The sequence below is a fragment of the Paraclostridium sp. AKS73 genome (assembly GCF_025671395.1).
In the GTDB taxonomy this organism is placed as follows: Bacteria; Bacillota; Clostridia; order Peptostreptococcales; family Peptostreptococcaceae; genus Paraclostridium; species Paraclostridium benzoelyticum.
Genome location: NZ_JAIXHU010000005.1, coordinates 1 through 16,740, shown reverse-complemented (window position 1 = coordinate 16,740; position 16,740 = coordinate 1). Strand labels below are relative to the sequence as shown.

The following is a 16,740-nucleotide window of genomic DNA, read 5'->3' as shown; positions in this document are numbered from 1 at the left end:
ATTAACTTTTTCTACCTTAGCTGATATATCTTCATCACTTTTAGTAAGCCCGTTACTACACCCCGCTAAGCTTGTTCCTATAAGTACAAAGCTTAACAATAACGATATTTTTTTATTCATCTTTATCACCTCAAAGTCATTTTAGTTTATTTTTGTTACACGTATGTTACAGTTTTATTTACTCTGAACTTCATTATCTATAAGCTGTAAATTATATTGCTTTATTATTTCGATTAATCTGTTTGCATAAACCTTTTGGCCTTTTTCATTTGTATCTGTGCTATAACCTGCATTTTGCAAAGCTTTTGCCTGATATATATATGTCTTAGCACTAAATACCCCGTTGTTTTGGTATCTTTTATTTTCATATAAAAACTTTGCATGGTCATCAATTGATTGACCTGCATCTTTATATTTTCTAAACTTTCCATTTACAGTGTTGCTTTTGAATTCTCTAGTTTCTAAAGTTACATACTCCCCTTTCCAATTTACGTCTGCTTTTATTCCAAATAAGTTATTATAATCCTTAGCTAATCTTGACTGCCCCCATCCTGATTCTAATATTGCTTGTGCTATAGTTATAGATGGTAAAACTTTGTATCTTTCATAGTTTTGTATTGCATCATCTTTTATGGAATTTATAAATTTTGTATAATCACTATTTTTACTCAACCTTTGTGGCATTACTCCAAAATCACTAAGTTGATTTATATAGCTATGTGTTAAACTTTTTTCAATCTTATTAAATTTAAGTTTACTTGTAACCTCATCAACACTATTTAAAACTTTTGCTTCATTATTATCATTTAAAAATAATTTAGATACTTTTTCATTTCTTCTTCTTTAACATTGTTTAAATCATTCTTCTCCATAACTCCAATTATAGCCGTCACATACTTCCAGTTAATTTGAGCCTTATTATCGCTAATTTCATCTGCTACATTTATAAATTTTGAAACATCTATATCTTCTTTATTTATATCTTTTAAAGAATAAAAACTTATCATTATATAAATTAATCCTATTAAGACAACTATCACAGCCAAAAACCTTTGTTTTTCATAATGTCACACTCCTTATGTATTTGTTATGTGATTATTATAAAAAAAGTTTGTTTCATGAATGTTACAAAACAAAAAAGTTTGATTAAGCATAAAAAAGGAGGCTATGTAAATTTAGCCTCCTTAATATTTTTTTATTTAGAACTCTATAAAAATTCTATATAATCATTTTTTAATTTTGTTCCGTATGTTAATTTTTGTGCATCTAAAATTTCCTTTACTAAACCAAGCCCTAATCCTGTTCCAGATAATTGTCTATTTCTGGATTTTTCTAATACGTAAAATGGTTTCCATATATTATCTAATTCAGATTCTATTATTCCATTAGCCTTATTAGATACATATATATATACCTTTTCTTTTCTTATTAAAGATATGTATATCTTATCATCAAGAGTATATTTTATAGAATTACTTATTAAATTTCTTAGAACAATTTTTATTCCTTCTATATCCCCCTCAATCATGAATTCATTTTCATCTATATTTAAATTAACCTCTACATTATTTTCATTTATAATCAATTTATATTCATCTATAATTAACAATAATATTTCTTTCAAGTCAAATGAATTTATTTTGACTTCTCTTTTTTCATATTTTGAAAGATAAATTAAGTTGTTTATTATATCATTCATCTTTTCACTTTCTTCTATTATTGTATCTAAATAAGTTCCATCATCTATTCCATCTTGAATTCCCATAGCATAAGCTTTTATAAGTGCTATAGGTGTTTTTAGCTCATGCGATGCTCCACCTATGAATATTTTTAAATTTTCATTTCTTTTATTTAATTCATTTTGTGCTTTTTGTAAACTTACGCTCATTTGATTAACACTATCCGCTAATTCTTCTATTTCATCATTTGTTTTTATTTTTTCTGTTCTGAAGTTTAACTTTGCTATATCTTTAGATAATAGTTTTATTTTTCAAGTGGATCAATTATCTTTTTAGATAAAATAAATGTCAATAATATTACTATTAATACTGACAAACTATTAAGTATTAAATTAAATTTATTTATTATAGAAATAGTTTCTTGAGAATGTTCTATAGGCATTGATATTGCAAATATATAATTATCTTTCAATATAAACTTTACTAATAAACTGTATTTTAGATTTCCCTGATTATATATTTTATTGACACTCTTTTCCTTCATATCATCAATTAAGTAATGAGAAATCCAAAATTTCTTAAGTTTTATATCTTTCTTTTCAAACTCTTTTATCAATCCTTCAGTTATATCACCTTCGTTTATTCCATTTTCCGCATCTAAATGAGTATAGATTATATTTATTCCATATTTATCCTCTATATTGTCTATGTCTTTAATAATAGTACCTGAGCTTAATTTTTCGATTTCATCTCCAACAGTATTTATAATTTTCTTCTTTTCATGTAAATAATACTTATGAATAAAAATATTATTTATAGTTAGTGATATTATAGATACAATTACTACAACTAAAGATATACTAATAGCTAGTTTTTTATTAAGTTTAGTCATTATGTTCCTCCAAGCTATATCCTAATCCTCTATGTGTAACTATAAAATTCTCCCCTATTTTTGTTCTTAACCTTCTTATATGAGTATCTACTGTTCTAAAATCACCAAAGTAATCCATACCCCAAACCAAATCAAGTAATTTTTCTCTTGAAAGTATTACACCTTTGTTGTTTATAAAGCACTTTAATAACTCAAACTCTGTTTTTGTAAGACCTATATCCACATTATCTTTAAATGCTTTTGTAAATTTAAAATCTATTTTTAAGTTTTTAATTGTAACTATATCACTATACCCCATAAGTTTTTTGGCCCTTATTATTAAAATTCTAGGATCAAATGGCTTTCTAACATAGTCATCAGCTCCAAAATTGAGAGCATCTACCTCATCATCACTCTGACTCTTTGCTGTTAACATCATCACCTTGATATTACTGCTTTCTTTTATCTCCTTGCAAACTTCTATTCCATCTATTTTAGGCATCATCCAATCCAGTATAGCTAAATCAATTTTATTTTTATAAAATACTTCTAAAGCTTCTTCTCCATTGCTAGCAGTAAAAACATTAAATCCTTCTTTTCTTAAATAAGCTTCTATAATTTTTAGCATACTTAATTCATCATCCGCAACTAATATATTCATCTTTTCACGTCCATTCGTATTTAAAGTTTATAAATATATTATATATTATCATCCAATTTTTACACTAATGTTACAAAACTATTATATAATTTCTTTAATCGTAAAAAAGGATTCATAAGTTTTACAAAGAATCATATTTATTTAAATAAGGTTTATTAATCTTTGAATTAAAAGGAGGTTTTATATGAAAGAAATTAAATTAAAAAATGGTAAAACTGCAATTTTAAGATCACCAATAAAAGAAGATGCTCAAGCAATGATAGACTACCTAAATATAATAGGTGGTGAAAGTGATTTTATAACCTTTGGTAAAAATGAATTTTCAATGAGCGTAGAGGCAGAGCAAGATTATATCGAAAGAATAAATAGTATGGATAATTCTAAAAATGTACTAATTATTATAGAAGATGAAATCGTTGGAATAGCTTCTATTACTTCTGTTCAAAAGGAAAGAATGAAGCACAATGGAACCTTAGGAATAAGTATTCGAAAAAAATATTGGGGTATAGGTCTTGGAAGTGAGATTATGGCTTATCTTATCGACTGGGCCAAATCTAATAAAATAACAAAGAAAATCAACCTTTTAGTTAGAGAAGATAATATTAGAGGCGTAAAACTTTACGAAAAGTTCGGGTTTGAAAAAGAAGGACTATTGAAGAAAGATATACGTGTAAATGGTGTTTATTACAATACTATAGCTATGGGGTTGTACATAGATTAAATTTTACTTTAGATAAGTACGTTATAGTTATTTCATTCACACAAAGACTTGAAGTTCAGTCTTTAAGTGTTTCTTCAATAACTATAACGCACTTATCACTAATACAATTAATGACTTAACTATACTCGTTTTCTCTCTCTATTTGAAGTATTTTCCATATGGCTTAAATTCTTTTAATTCCTCAATAATTTCATCTAATTTGTTAAATTCTTTTTTTACATCATTTCCAATTAAATCTGTTAAATAGTCAAATAAAGCTTGACCATTTCCCTCCATTATAAATCCTGATAAATTAACTTTATCTTTACTCTCAAGAACTATGATAATTAACTGTCCAGTACTTATTTTATCTAAATAGGAAGAATCATCATTATCTATATTATTTAGATGTTCTATAGTCAATTCTATTTGTGCTTTTTCTTCTTCACTTAATAGTTTTTCAATAACACCCACATTATCTATTTTGTAAATTTTTGAAATATCTTCAAAACTATAGTCTTCATTGTTTTCATCCATATTAAAAAAATCCTCTAGTGTAATTTCTTCTGCATCATAATTCTCAATTAAGTTTTTTGATATATTATCTATGCTATATTTATTTTCATTGTTCATTCCACAACATCCCCCTAACTTAATATATATTTTAAATAGTATATAATCTAATACGCTTTTTCAATAAATATATATTTAAAAGCCTATTAAAATAAATTTTAATAGGCTTTTTTAATTAATTTTCTATTTTTGATGATTTATCTTTATTAGAGCTAATTGTTAAAATAACTAGTATTACAAGTATTCCTAAAAGCACTGCTGTAAGTCCATATCCTCCAACTAAAGCTTGTACCTTACCTAAGAATATTCCAGCTACTCCAAAATCTCCATCTGAGAAAGTAGAGTTTGCAACACCTAAACTACCAAGTACAGGAAGTAATGCTACTGGTAATAGTGATATTATTACTCCATTTACAAAAGCTCCAATTACAGCTCCTTTTCTACCACCTGTTGAGTTTCCAAATACTCCTGCTGTAGCTCCTGTGAAGAAGTGAGGCACAACCCCTGGTATTATTATTACAAGTCCTGCTGCTGCAAGAGCTAACATCGAAACTATACCTCCGATGAATGAACTTAAAAATCCTATTAATACTGCATTTGGTGCATAAGGGAAAACTATAGGACAATCAAGTGCTGGTTTTGAATTAGGCACTAGTTTGCTAGCTATTCCTTTAAATGCAGGAACTATCTCATTTAAAACTAATCTAACTCCATTTTGGATTAATATAAATCCTGCTGCGAAAGTTAATGCTTGTATCATTGAAAATACTATAAAGTTTTTACCACCTGATAACTCTGATTCAATAAACTTAGGTCCTGCAACAAGTGCAACTACTATATATAGAATTAACATAGTTATTGATATAGAAACTGCTGAATCTCTTAAGAAACTTAAAGACTTAGGAACTTTCATTTCCTCTGTTGATTTTGAATTTTTTCCAACAGCCTTTCCTATTGATGCAGATATCGCATATCCAACTGATGAAAAGTGACCAAGTGCTACTGAGTCATTTTTAGTTATCTTTTCATGAAAGGTTGGCATATAGCAGGAGAAATTACCATTAAAAGTCCTAGTGCAAGTGAACCCGTAAATATTAAGTGAGTTCCACTCATTCTACCTGATATTAATATAACAGCTATCATACAAGCCATAAATAATGTATGATGTCCTGTTAAAAATATATATTTAAATTTCGTAAATCTAGCTATAAGAATATTTACTATCATACCAAATGTCATTATAAGAGCTGTAGCTGTACCGAATTTATCCATAGCAAGTGCAACTACTGCCTCATTATTAGGTATAACTCCACTTACATTAAATCCATACTCAAACATTTTACCAAATGGTTCTAGTGAACCTGCTATTATACCTGCTGAAGCTGCTATTACAACAAATCCAACCATAGCCTTTAAAGTTCCTTTTATTATATCTTCAATAGGCTTCTTTTGTAATAAAAGCCCTACTAAAACTATAAATCCTACAAGCACTGATGGCTCAGATAAAAAGTCGATAGTTACTTTTAAAAAACCACTCATCTATGATGCCCCCTCTTTATTTAGGTTCTAGCAACCTAATTTTTCTTGTAATTTAGCTTTTAATTCATCTTTGTCAAATAATGCATCTAAAACTATTAAGTTCGGTAAGTGAGATGCACTATCTTCTAAGTCTCTTGCTGTTATAAATATATCTGCCTGATCAGCTGTTGCATCTGCTAAAGAACTATGAGAAACTTCATATCCACTTAATCCTAGTTCACTTAATACTTCATTAACATTCATCTCTACCATAAAACTTGATCCTAATCCTGATCCACAAACTGCCATTATTCTATTCATACTACATTACCTCCATTATCTCTTTTTCATTATTTAAATTTAATATTGTATTTAATTTATTTTGATCCATACATACCTTGGCAACCTTTTGCATAATTTCTAGATGTGAGCTACTATCAATTGCACTTAAAGTGAAAAATAAACTAACTTCTTTGCCTAAAAAATCTACTGGTTTATTTAACTTCAACAAGCATAAATCTGTTTTTAATGCTCCATCTTCTGGTCTTGCATGCGGCATTGCAATTTTAGGTGCTATGCAAAAATATGATCCAAATTCATCAATTTTGTTTAATATTGCTTCATAATAAGAATCATTTATTGAATCCCTTTTTTGTAAAATATCACAAGTAATTTTGATAGCTTCTTTATAGTCATTTACATTGTCTAAAACTTTAACTATCATCTCTTACCCCCCCTTGCTTATCTTGAGTATTTATTTATAACTTCTAAAACTTCATCTTTATCTTTACTATTTAAAATTTTATCTATATTTTCTTTTTTACTAAGCATTTTAGTCAGACAGGCAAGTGCTTTTATATGTGTTTGATTATCTTTTGGAGCTAAGCTTATAAGAATCTTAACTTTATGTTGCTCTTTCCCAGAAAAATAAATTTCTTCTTTAAATGTTGTAAGAGTCATGCTAACTTTATTTACTCCATCTTCTGGTCTTGCATGTGGCATCGCAACCTTTGGAGCTATAACTATATATGGCCCTAATTTTCTTACATTTTCTATCATAGCCTGTATATAAGAATCTTTAACATATCCTAAATCCTTTAGTGGATTCGCACTAACTCTTATTGCGTCTTCCCAATTTGCTGCTTCTTGGTTTAAATAAATAGTATCCTCATTTAGAAGTTCTCTTAATGTTGCTTTATAGCTTTTTCCTTTTTCTCTAGAAGAAATTACAATGTTTTTAATTTCTTCTCTTAACTTTTCCTTATTTGAAATAGTCGCGTATTTTTCTACTCCATTTATAATTTTATTTATAAACTCTTGTTCAAAATTAAATACAGATTGCGTATTTGATATTTGAGAAAGTAAATTTTGCTTATCTAAATCTGTAAGTATAGGATTTACCTTTATAGCTTGTTTTTGGTTTAAGTCAACAGTAGTTATAGCAAAATCATAGTACTTTTCATAATTTTCAAAATTCTCCAGAGACAATATATCTTGAATTTCTATCAAATCAAATAACTGCTCTATCTGATTTTTAAGAAGCTGTGAAGTTGCCATGCCTGAATTACATACTATAACAATTTTAGGAATTTTAATTTCAACTCCCATTTTTGAACTATATCCTCCAAAGTACATAGCTATATATGCTATCTCATCATCATTAAATATATATCTAAGTTTTTCTCAATAGTTTTTACAACTTGTTTTGTAAATTGATATATTGATTTATACTTTTGCTTTACTTCACTTTTTATTAAGTTTAAGTAGTAAATTCCATACCTTATTTTAAATATAGAAGGTATAAGATGGTTTAATATATTTTTAGATAACACATCATAATCTTCTATTGATATACAAGAAATCTTTTCAAACTCTTTTACCATCATATTAACAGGAAGAATATATTTACTATTAAGTTCATTTTGATAAAAATAGTTTCTTATATCTTCATCTTTTGTAAAAAAACGTTTGTATATAATATACTTCATCTTCATCAATATCATTGTTTAGGACTTTTCTAATTATATTTAATAATCTTTTAACCTCTTTGTGAGAGTCCAAACTCTCTAAGAAATTCTTATCTTCATTTTTAAAGGTTATAGTATCTTTATTTTTTACATAATAGTTTTTATAAAAAATTGCTAAATACATAAGTATATAATTTGCGTTAGTATTTTTTAAAATATTTAAATCTTCTTCTTTCATCAAAGACTTCATATCTTCAAACACTTGCATATACCCGTATTCATCGAAAAAATAATTGTATTCATTGTATAAATTTATAAATAGATATCTTTTAGAATTATTGCTTCCAACTAACTTATATCCATTTTTAGCTTCTAATTCTAATTTATATTTACTTATATATTCTCTAACATTTTTGATATCGTTTAAAACAGTGTTTCTGCTTACTAAAAGCTTGTTACAATATCTTTCTATTGTTAATTTTTCTAAAGATAAAAATAAATCGATTATTATACTTATGCATCTTTCTTCTGAAGATAATATGTAGTCATCTTTAGAGTACTTAAGCACCTTTCTTATCTTATCTTTATCTTCTGAGCTTATATGATAACCTAAGTTTCTTACATTCGATATTTCCAAATTATATTTTTTTATATGATCATTAATTTTTGAAATATCGTAATAAACTGTTCTTCTAGAAATATTTAATAACTTAACTATTTTTTCAATCTTTACATATTCATGATTCATAAGTATATCTAATATATCTTCTAGTCTTTTATTAAGTTTCATATGTTCTTCCTTTCTTAAGTTCATTATATAACTTTTTATTTTTGCACAAAAGACAAAATATACGCACATTTTTTATGCAAATTTTTGTACTCATCTTAATATATTAACCTATATCCACAATTTATTTAAATCAAAAATATAAAAATACCTATCAAATTTGATAGGTATTTTTTATACTTTTAAGCCCTTCATTTTTTTATAATAAAATATAAATGAATACGCCCCTGGGATTATTATCCACAACAATATGCATATAGTTGAAGATGTTTCTATTTTAAAGAAAAATGCTGATATAAACATAATAATTGCTATTGGAAAAGAAATATATCCTAAAATTTTATGAGCTAATTTCCAAGTATCTTCATCTCTTATAGTCCAAGGAAGTCTTAATCCTAAATATCTATTAAATGGTATTTTAGGTGCAGAATTCCCAAATACCATAATTAGAATAGATACCAAAGTAACTATCACCATATCATTATTTTTTAAGTTTAATAAATCCTTAGTTGATGGCATAATAGTCAATAAGTAAAACCCTACAAAAACTAACATACTAAGTCTATTCAAAAATCTCATAGTCTTAATTTTAGGATTTCCTTCTGATAGATTTGATACCTTTGATGCTTTGATGTCTAAAATTATCATTGAAATAATAGCAAGTGCTACAACAACAGTAAAACTCAAATTATTTTCTGGTGCTATTGTTCCCCAAATTATAATTAATAACGATGCTATAGAAAGCACTATCCCTGTAATATCAATCTTTTTCATATATACATTCCCCCTTTATTATTTTTGAAATATATCTAAAAAATTCCCTAAAACTTCTTGAATTACAGAAGTATTTATAGAATAAATTACAAACTGTCCCTTCTTTTCAGAACTTATAAGTTCTGCATCTCTTAGAATATCCAAATGTTTGGATATAGATGGTTTTGACATGTCAAGCGGTTAGATATCTCCCCTGCACTTAAATCCTGTTTATTCAAAAGTTTTAAAATTTCTCTTCTAGTTTCATCACTTAAAGCTTTAAACACTTTTCCCATAAATGTATTCCTTCCTTTATATATTTAGCTAATTAGTTAAATATCTATATATTTATTATATTCTAGTTACTTTTAAATTGCAATACCTACTGAATATCATATTCTATCAACTTTTTTTATCAAAGTAATTTTCTTAAACGCAGAAAAAGATATCACACTAAGTAATATGTGATATCTTTTTTATAAGCATCTTATTGTCCTACATAATTTAAGTTAACTATAGGAAGTCCATATAAAGGTTCTTTTTCACTTCTATCAATTGAAAACTTGTCATTCTTCCCAGGGATAATTTCTAAAACATTTCCTTTAAAATCATTATCATTAAAGTTTATGCCAAATCCAGTCATTTCTTTGTTCCCATATAAGAAACATACTACTTTGTTTTCTTTCATAAAAGCAACTTGATTAAACTCTCCAACTTCTGATTCCCCAATATTTAAGAACTTATATCCAATAGTTTTATATATTTCTTCTTTTGGAGTTCCTATCTTAAATGCATATGCCTTGTCCCATTCAAAAGGTTTTAAACTTGATATGCTCGTTTCTTTTACATCTTCACTTAAATCCATAATTTTAATATGTAAATTTCCTGGATTATTACACATATCTTCTAATTCTTTCTTACTTTTTTCAAACTGGACTATTTCACTGGACTTATCAACAACATCCCATCCATCTTTAGTTTTTCTATATTGAAATTTATCTTAGATATGCATTCACCATGCTTACCAGGTTCTGTTACTATAACTTTTTCACCAGCTTTATTTTTATAATCATGCTGTTTAATTTGAACATGGTTATGCCCTGCCACAATTGCATCTATATCATCAACTTGAGTAGCTAAATCTTGTATTCTATTTCCTGGGTGTCTTGGTTTTTTAGGCTTTTCTCCAGTGTGAGCAACAGCCACGATAATATCAGCTTTGTCTTTTTCTTTCATGACTTTAACCCATTTTTTAGCATCTTCCACCAAGTCTGTCATATATAGTTCTTGTTTGTAATTTGGTAAATCTTTTAATTCTACATCCCCTTCTCCAACTTCTTTTATTGTAAGCCCTAAAATTCCTAATTTCACAGTACCTTGTGGAGTATTTATTTCTTTTATAACATATGGTTTTGTATAATTATCTCCGTTATTTTTATATGCATTTGCTGATAATACATCTATTTTTTGTTTTTCAAAATCAGATATTAAATTGTCTAGGTAAAACTTATTATTAGATACAAATTCATGGTTTCCAAGAACTACTGCATCATACCCTATATCTTTCATTTCCTTTGTTATAGGTGCTTCTATGTATTTTTCAATATTTCTATTTTCTCTACGTTTATCAAAATATCTATTCATATCATCAGATGCTCCAAACCCTAAGTCAAAGAAATCTCCTGCATCAACTAAAGTAACATTCTTGTCTTTCTTTTTTTCATTTTTAACATAATCACTTAACTCATATGGTAAAATTCCATGTAAGTCAGTGGTAGCTAATACACTTATATTTGTCGTTTTTGTAGATGTGCATCCACCTATAAAAATTGCAACTATTCCTATAGTTATATATAATAATTTTTTATTCATAAAATCTCAAAACCCTCTCTTAATCTTAATTCTACTTAGATGTATAAACAAACTTAATCGTAGGACTATTAGTATATGTATTTTCTTCTCCTTCTTCCATTCTAAAACAGTCATTTTTATCAGATCTAATAGTTAAAACTCCATCATTAAAATCTGATTTTTTAAAATCAAAGCTATATGGTGCACACCTTTCCTCTCCACTCATGTATAAGACAACTTCATTTCCATTCATAAATACTAACTGTGGTTCATTACTTTCAGCAATATTTAAAAATTTATATCCAACTGTATTATAAATTTTTTCTCTTGGTGTTTTTGGACTAAACACATATAGTTTATTCCACTTAAACTTCATAGTTTTACCAAAACTTATTTCTTCTCCTAAATTATCTTTTTTATCAAATAATACAGATCCAAATATACCTATGTTGTTACACATCTCATTTAAAGCTTTTTTACTTTTTTCAAATTGAACTATATCACTTGATTTATCAATAACTTCCCATTTGTCTCCATCTTTTTCTAGCTTTAAATTTATTTTGAGATACACTCTCCATGTTTTCCAGGTTCTGTTACTATAACTTTCTCTCCTGATTTATTTTTATAATCATTTTGTTTAATTTGAACATGGTTGTGCCCTGCTACAATTGCATCTATACCATCAACTTGGGTAGCTAAATCTTGGATTCTATTCCCTGGGTGTCTTGGTTTTTTAGGTTTCTCCCCAGTGTGAGCAACAGCTACTATAACATCAGCTTTATCCTTTTCTTTCATGACTTTGACCCATTTTTTAGCATCTTCCACTAAGTCTGTCATATACAGTTCTCCCTTAAAACCAGCTTGATCTTTAAGTTCCAAAGATTTATTTTCTACTAACTTTTCCCCATCCCAGTATTTACTTTCTCCAACTTCCTTTATAGTAAGTCCCAGTATTCCTAATTTTACAGTTCCCTCTGGAGTTTCTACTTCTTTTATTACATAAGGCTTTGTATAACTTTCTCCATTTGATTTATATGTATTTGCTGACAAGACACTTACACCTTGTTTTTCAAAGCTAGTTATCATATTATCTAATTCTTTTTTACTTCCTAAAAACTCATGATTTCCAAGAGTTACAGTGTCATATCCGATATCCTTCATTTCTTTTGCTAAAGGCATGTCCCTATATTGTATATTATTCTCTAACCTATCCTTCCCTGTCTGTTCAAAGAATTTTTCCATATCCCCAGATACCCCGAATTCACTATCACAAAAATCACCAGCATCCACTAATGTTATATTTTTATCTTTCTTTTTTCATTTGCTACATATTCACTTAATTCATTTGGAAGTACTCCATGTAAATCTGTAGTCGCTAATATATTTACATCTGTAGTTTTAGTAGATGTACACCCCGATATTAATAACATACTTGTTATTAATAATCCTCCAAATATTTTTTTATTCATAATGCACCCCTTATTTGTCATTTTTTACCAATATTATTAATTATTCACCATATTTTCTTAATTACCTTTTAACTTAATATTCTAACAATTCAACAAAAAAGGTGTCGTAATCCTTCGACACCTCCAATTAGTTTTATAGATTAAACTTTTCTATAAATTAATTTTTTTCTAAATGCATACTTAAATTTTATAAGTAAAGCTATATAAATAATAGCTGAAGCTATTCCTATATAAAATGAGCATCCAAAAATAATATGAATTGTTGATAATAGAGTATAGTCTATTCCTACATTAAATCCGCCTCTTTCTCCTTTTGAGGTAAGCCCCATTGTATTTCCACCTATATTAATAAGCTCTTCTTTTTTATATTTTTATCTGTATGTTTATATAGAACCTTTTCATTTCCAGCTGTATATATTTCTAAATATCTTACATCATTAAACTCTTTAGTATTAAGTAAATCATTAAATTCTTTTTCATAGGTTTTTGGATTATATAGGTCTTTTTCACTTACTATAATATCTAACTTAAGGTCTATAATATCTCGTATATAATTAATATTATCATTTATACGACCTCCAAACACCATCATCGACAAACATACTATTAAAGCTAGTATAGCTGTATTTTTGAATATATTTATCATTCTTTTATTTAATTTTTCATTATCCTTTTTACTTTCCTTAAGCGATTTATGTAAATCTTTTAGCATTTCAGTTCCACCATCAAATTGATTTATAGCTTCCCTTTGCGCATCTTCTTCTGAGTATCCATTATCAATAAATTCATTAGTTGATGTTATTAAATGCTCCCTTAATTCTTCTTTTAACTCTTTTACTTCCTTACTTTTATCATTTTTATATAATGACTTTAAATATTCATCAATAATTTTCATAACTTATTTTCTCCCCTTTAAAAATTGATTCATTATGTTTTGGACAAAATCCCACTCTTGTATTTTTATATCTAAAGCGGTTCTACCTTCATCAGTTATGTTGTAATACTTTCTTCTACTTCCTGCCCCTTGTTCATTTCCCCAGTAAGATTTTATCAATCCTTTTGTTTCTAATCTTTTAAGAGAAACATACATTGTTCCATCTTTTAATTCAAATGTAGTTTTATCCCTAACAATTTTAGCTATTTCATATCCATAAGAATCTTTTTCATCTAAAATAGCTAAAATTAATGTATCTATATGCCCTTTTAAAACTTCTTTATTTAATTCCATAAAATCACCTCCGTTCATTAAATACCTCACTATACGATGTAGTTACATAAATATAGTAAATCAAAATACCTCGTATTGCAAGTGTAATTTCAAAACACAAAAATAAAAGGTGTCGCAACCCCACGACACCTTCAATAAAATTTAGTGTAACTTTTCCTACAAGTATGTTATATCTAGAACCTGACTAACCGTTAAAGCCAGCTTTTAGGCTTTAGTGCAGGAAGGTACTAGATATAACATCACATTAAGTTAACTACATTTAAACATTTTTAGCTTCAAAATAATTATCTAGTTCTTCTTCAAAGTTTATATTTTTACTTGAACTATTTACACTTTTTAACTTAAATCTTTCTATAAGTGATTTTAACATTTGTGCTTGTCCACTTAATTCTTCACTAGCAGCTGCACTTTCCTCTGAAGTTGCTGAATTTGTTTGAACTACTTCAGATATTTGATCTACTCCTAGTGTAACTTGATTTATCGCGTTAGCTTCATCTTCAGATGTTTTTGCTATATCATTAACTACTGCAGTTGTTCTATTTGTTGTATTTATTATTCTCTTGAATGAATCAGCTGTATTTTCCACTATTTCATTACCTTTATCAACGGCTTCTATTGAATTTTCAATAAGTGTAGCTGTATTTTTTGCAGCCTCAGCTGATTTAGACGCTAGATTTCTAACTTCATCTGCAACAACAGCAAATCCTTTACCAGCTTCTCCTGCACGAGCCGCTTCTACTGCTGCATTTAATGCTAATATATTAGTTTGGAATGCTATGTCATCTATTGTTTTTATTATTCTAGCTATCTCATTAGAAGTAAATGATATTTCTTCCATGGCTTTTATCATATGAGTCATTTGGTCATTTCCTTCTTTAACTTGCTTACTTGAATTTAACATTAATGAATTTGCTTTTTTTGCATTATCAGCATTTTCTTTAATTTTATCTGATATTTCTGCTATAGTTGCAGATAATTCTTCCACTGCACTTGCTTGTTCTGTAGCACCTTGTGCTAAAAGTTGTGATCCACTTGATACTTGATTTGATGCCCCTTCAACTTCTTCTGATGCTAAGTTTATTTGTAACATTATTTCACTTAGATCTTTAGTTATTTTTAAAATAGAACTTTCTATTACTTTGAACACTCCCACGTATTCAGTACTAGTTTCAACATCAAAGTTTCCAGATGCAACTTCTTCTAATACGTGTGTAGTATCCATTATAATCTCTTTTGTCTTACTACTCATTTGACGCATGCTATCTGATAATGAACCTAATTCATCTTTTGATTCATACTCAATATCTATATCAAAATCTCCATCTGCCATTTTATTTGCAGCAGATTCTAATTCTTTGATTGGATTTTGTAATTTCTTTGTTATAAATATGCATATACCAAGACCTGATAAGATAACAACTACACTTATTACTACAGAAGATTTAATAGCTTTTGATGATCTTTCTTTTATCTCTTTATTGAATTCTACACTACGAGCTTTTTCATTTTCGTATATAGCCTTTGCCGTATTTATACATGTATCATAAGCATTATAATATACACTTCCAGATGTTACTGCAATGTGTTCTGCTTCTTTTGCTTTACCTTGATGTATAAGTGAATATAGATTTCCATTTTCTCTTTTTAATGTTTCTAAAGATGTTCCAAGATCCTCAACTAATTTTTTATCACCTAAAGTTTTTTTTCTAAGTACATCCATACTTTTATCAATATTTTCAAAATCTTTTTGTACCAAAGCTTCAAGTTCCTCTGATTTATTTCCTGCAATAGAGTTCATAGTAATTTGATCTATCGATGCTAAATCCCGTCTAATACTCATAGATTCATTGGTTACTTGAAAAGGACCATCAAATAATTGATCGCTTCTATCCGTAGATTTTTTTAAGTTACTTATTAAAATAAATTTGATAATGCTGTAAAAACTAATAAAATAACAAATGCTAACCCTAACTTTTGTCCTATTTTTAAGTTTTTTAATTTCATATATTTTCCTCCCTGTCCTCTGTTGATTATGATAGCTTTTCTTAAAAAGAAGTATAATAACTTCTAAAATATAGCTAATTTGATACCATCTACTTATATACGGCTAAAAACTGGAATACTTTAACAAAATAAGGCATTGCACATAGTGCAATGCCTTATTTTTATTTATGTCCCCTAAATGTAACTTGATTTAAGAAATAGCTAAGGGAATATATATAACATGACGAAACGTTATATATATTCCCAATCTATACTATCTATATATTTGCTTGTGATTTTAAAGTTTCAGCTTTATCAGTTCTTTCCCATGGTAAATCTAAGTCAGTTCTACCAAAGTGTCCATAAGCTGCAACATTTTTATACATAGGCTTTCTTAAGTCTAAGTCTCTTATTATTGCTCCTGGTCTTAAATCAAAGTTCTTATTAACTAAGTCAACAAGTAATTCTTCACTTACTTTTCCAGTTCCAAATGTATCTATCAATACAGATAATGGTCTAGCAACACCTATAGCATAAGCTAATTCTATTTCACATTTGTCTGCAAGTCCTGCTGCTACTATATTTTTAGCAACGTATCTTGCAGCATATGCTGCTGATCTATCAACCTTTGTAGGATCTTTTCCTGAGAAAGCTCCTCCTCCATGTCTTGAGTATCCACCGTAAGTATCTATTATTATCT

Annotated in this window: 23 protein-coding genes and 2 pseudogenes; 1 reads left to right on the top strand and 24 read right to left on the bottom strand. The window is 27.7% G+C overall.

Features of this window, described 5'->3' with window-relative positions; all coding sequences use genetic code 11:
• Window positions 1-174: 174 nt before the first annotated feature.
• From LEQ07_RS04495 to LEQ07_RS04475, 5 genes are all read right to left on the bottom strand, one after another.
• A complete protein-coding gene (locus LEQ07_RS04495) occupies window positions 175-684 on the bottom strand; it encodes a glycoside hydrolase family 73 protein (protein ID WP_263329695.1) in 510 nt (169 codons plus the stop codon).
• 122 nt (window positions 685-806) lie between these two features.
• The gene (locus LEQ07_RS04490) at window positions 807-1,007 is read right to left on the bottom strand and encodes a hypothetical protein (RefSeq protein WP_263329694.1); all 201 of its coding nucleotides are present in this window, start codon (window positions 1,005-1,007) and stop codon (window positions 807-809) included.
• Between the two features lie 200 nt (window positions 1,008-1,207).
• On the bottom strand, window positions 1,208-1,888 hold the full coding sequence (locus LEQ07_RS04485) for a sensor histidine kinase (RefSeq protein WP_263329693.1): 681 nt from the start codon (window positions 1,886-1,888) through the stop codon (window positions 1,208-1,210).
• 95 nt (window positions 1,889-1,983) lie between these two features.
• The gene (locus LEQ07_RS04480; protein ID WP_263329692.1) at window positions 1,984-2,571 is read right to left on the bottom strand and encodes a hypothetical protein; all 588 of its coding nucleotides are present in this window, start codon (window positions 2,569-2,571) and stop codon (window positions 1,984-1,986) included.
• Window positions 2,564-3,211 carry a response regulator transcription factor gene (locus LEQ07_RS04475; protein ID WP_021430761.1) on the bottom strand — a complete coding sequence of 216 codons (648 nt, stop codon included), beginning with the start codon at window positions 3,209-3,211 and terminating at the stop codon, window positions 2,564-2,566. The genes LEQ07_RS04480 and LEQ07_RS04475 overlap by 8 nt, the downstream gene beginning before the upstream one ends.
• Window positions 3,212-3,395: 184 nt before the next feature.
• On the opposite strand from LEQ07_RS04475, the gene LEQ07_RS04470 reads away from it, so the two are divergent.
• Window positions 3,396-3,932 carry a GNAT family N-acetyltransferase gene (locus LEQ07_RS04470; RefSeq protein ID WP_263329691.1) on the top strand — a complete coding sequence of 179 codons (537 nt, stop codon included), beginning with the start codon at window positions 3,396-3,398 and terminating at the stop codon, window positions 3,930-3,932.
• Window positions 3,933-4,070: 138 nt separating this feature from the next.
• Here the strand turns inward: LEQ07_RS04470 and LEQ07_RS04465 are convergent, their stop codons facing one another.
• From LEQ07_RS04465 to LEQ07_RS04375, 19 genes and pseudogenes are all read right to left on the bottom strand, one after another.
• Window positions 4,071-4,544 (bottom strand): hypothetical protein, encoded by a 474-nt coding sequence (locus tag LEQ07_RS04465; RefSeq protein WP_046824188.1) that lies wholly within the window; start codon window positions 4,542-4,544, stop codon window positions 4,071-4,073.
• A 115-nt stretch (window positions 4,545-4,659) separates the two neighbouring features.
• A pseudogene (locus LEQ07_RS04460) lies at window positions 4,660-6,023 on the bottom strand (PTS ascorbate transporter subunit IIC).
• Between the two features lie 27 nt (window positions 6,024-6,050).
• Complete coding sequence (locus tag LEQ07_RS04455; protein ID WP_021430754.1) at window positions 6,051-6,323, bottom strand: PTS sugar transporter subunit IIB; 273 nt, start codon at window positions 6,321-6,323, stop codon at window positions 6,051-6,053.
• Window position 6,324: 1 nt separating this feature from the next.
• Window positions 6,325-6,726: a PTS sugar transporter subunit IIA gene (locus tag LEQ07_RS04450; RefSeq protein WP_263329690.1), complete on the bottom strand. Its 402-nt coding sequence runs from the start codon at window positions 6,724-6,726 to the stop codon at window positions 6,325-6,327.
• Between the two features lie 17 nt (window positions 6,727-6,743).
• The gene (locus tag LEQ07_RS04445; protein WP_263329689.1) at window positions 6,744-7,610 is read right to left on the bottom strand and encodes a PTS sugar transporter subunit IIA; all 867 of its coding nucleotides are present in this window, start codon (window positions 7,608-7,610) and stop codon (window positions 6,744-6,746) included.
• 38 nt (window positions 7,611-7,648) lie between these two features.
• Window positions 7,649-7,990, bottom strand: a complete 342-nt coding sequence (locus LEQ07_RS04440) for a PRD domain-containing protein (RefSeq protein WP_263329688.1) — start codon at window positions 7,988-7,990, stop codon at window positions 7,649-7,651.
• Complete coding sequence (locus tag LEQ07_RS04435; RefSeq protein WP_263329687.1) at window positions 7,950-8,759, bottom strand: helix-turn-helix domain-containing protein; 810 nt, start codon at window positions 8,757-8,759, stop codon at window positions 7,950-7,952. Before LEQ07_RS04435 ends, LEQ07_RS04440 begins: the two co-directional genes overlap by 41 nt.
• A gap of 171 nt (window positions 8,760-8,930) precedes the next feature.
• Window positions 8,931-9,530, bottom strand: coding sequence for an SdpI family protein (locus tag LEQ07_RS04430; RefSeq protein ID WP_263329686.1), 600 nt, complete (start codon window positions 9,528-9,530; stop codon window positions 8,931-8,933).
• 18 nt (window positions 9,531-9,548) lie between these two features.
• Window positions 9,549-9,805, bottom strand: a pseudogene (locus LEQ07_RS04425) (autorepressor SdpR family transcription factor).
• A 191-nt stretch (window positions 9,806-9,996) separates the two neighbouring features.
• A complete protein-coding gene (locus LEQ07_RS04420; protein WP_263329685.1) occupies window positions 9,997-10,410 on the bottom strand; it encodes a hypothetical protein in 414 nt (137 codons plus the stop codon).
• A gap of 35 nt (window positions 10,411-10,445) precedes the next feature.
• Window positions 10,446-11,381, bottom strand: coding sequence for a metallophosphoesterase (locus LEQ07_RS04415; protein WP_263329684.1), 936 nt, complete (start codon window positions 11,379-11,381; stop codon window positions 10,446-10,448).
• A gap of 31 nt (window positions 11,382-11,412) precedes the next feature.
• On the bottom strand, window positions 11,413-11,931 hold the full coding sequence (locus tag LEQ07_RS04410; RefSeq protein WP_263329683.1) for a hypothetical protein: 519 nt from the start codon (window positions 11,929-11,931) through the stop codon (window positions 11,413-11,415).
• Window positions 11,916-12,650 (bottom strand): CapA family protein, encoded by a 735-nt coding sequence (locus LEQ07_RS04405; protein WP_263329682.1) that lies wholly within the window; start codon window positions 12,648-12,650, stop codon window positions 11,916-11,918. Before LEQ07_RS04405 ends, LEQ07_RS04410 begins: the two co-directional genes overlap by 16 nt.
• A gap of 5 nt (window positions 12,651-12,655) precedes the next feature.
• The gene (locus tag LEQ07_RS04400; RefSeq protein ID WP_263329681.1) at window positions 12,656-12,829 is read right to left on the bottom strand and encodes a hypothetical protein; all 174 of its coding nucleotides are present in this window, start codon (window positions 12,827-12,829) and stop codon (window positions 12,656-12,658) included.
• Between the two features lie 140 nt (window positions 12,830-12,969).
• Window positions 12,970-13,158 carry a hypothetical protein gene (locus LEQ07_RS04395; protein ID WP_263329680.1) on the bottom strand — a complete coding sequence of 63 codons (189 nt, stop codon included), beginning with the start codon at window positions 13,156-13,158 and terminating at the stop codon, window positions 12,970-12,972.
• Between the two features lie 11 nt (window positions 13,159-13,169).
• Entirely contained in the window at window positions 13,170-13,724 is a 555-nt protein-coding gene (locus LEQ07_RS04390; RefSeq protein ID WP_263329679.1) for a permease prefix domain 1-containing protein, read from the bottom strand.
• Between the two features lie 3 nt (window positions 13,725-13,727).
• Entirely contained in the window at window positions 13,728-14,057 is a 330-nt protein-coding gene (locus LEQ07_RS04385; protein ID WP_021430747.1) for a PadR family transcriptional regulator, read from the bottom strand.
• A gap of 259 nt (window positions 14,058-14,316) precedes the next feature.
• Window positions 14,317-15,897: a methyl-accepting chemotaxis protein gene (locus LEQ07_RS04380; protein ID WP_263329676.1), complete on the bottom strand. Its 1,581-nt coding sequence runs from the start codon at window positions 15,895-15,897 to the stop codon at window positions 14,317-14,319.
• A 421-nt stretch (window positions 15,898-16,318) separates the two neighbouring features.
• Window positions 16,319-16,740: methionine adenosyltransferase domain-containing protein (locus LEQ07_RS04375; protein WP_263329675.1), on the bottom strand; the 422-nt coding region annotated here is incomplete at its 5' end.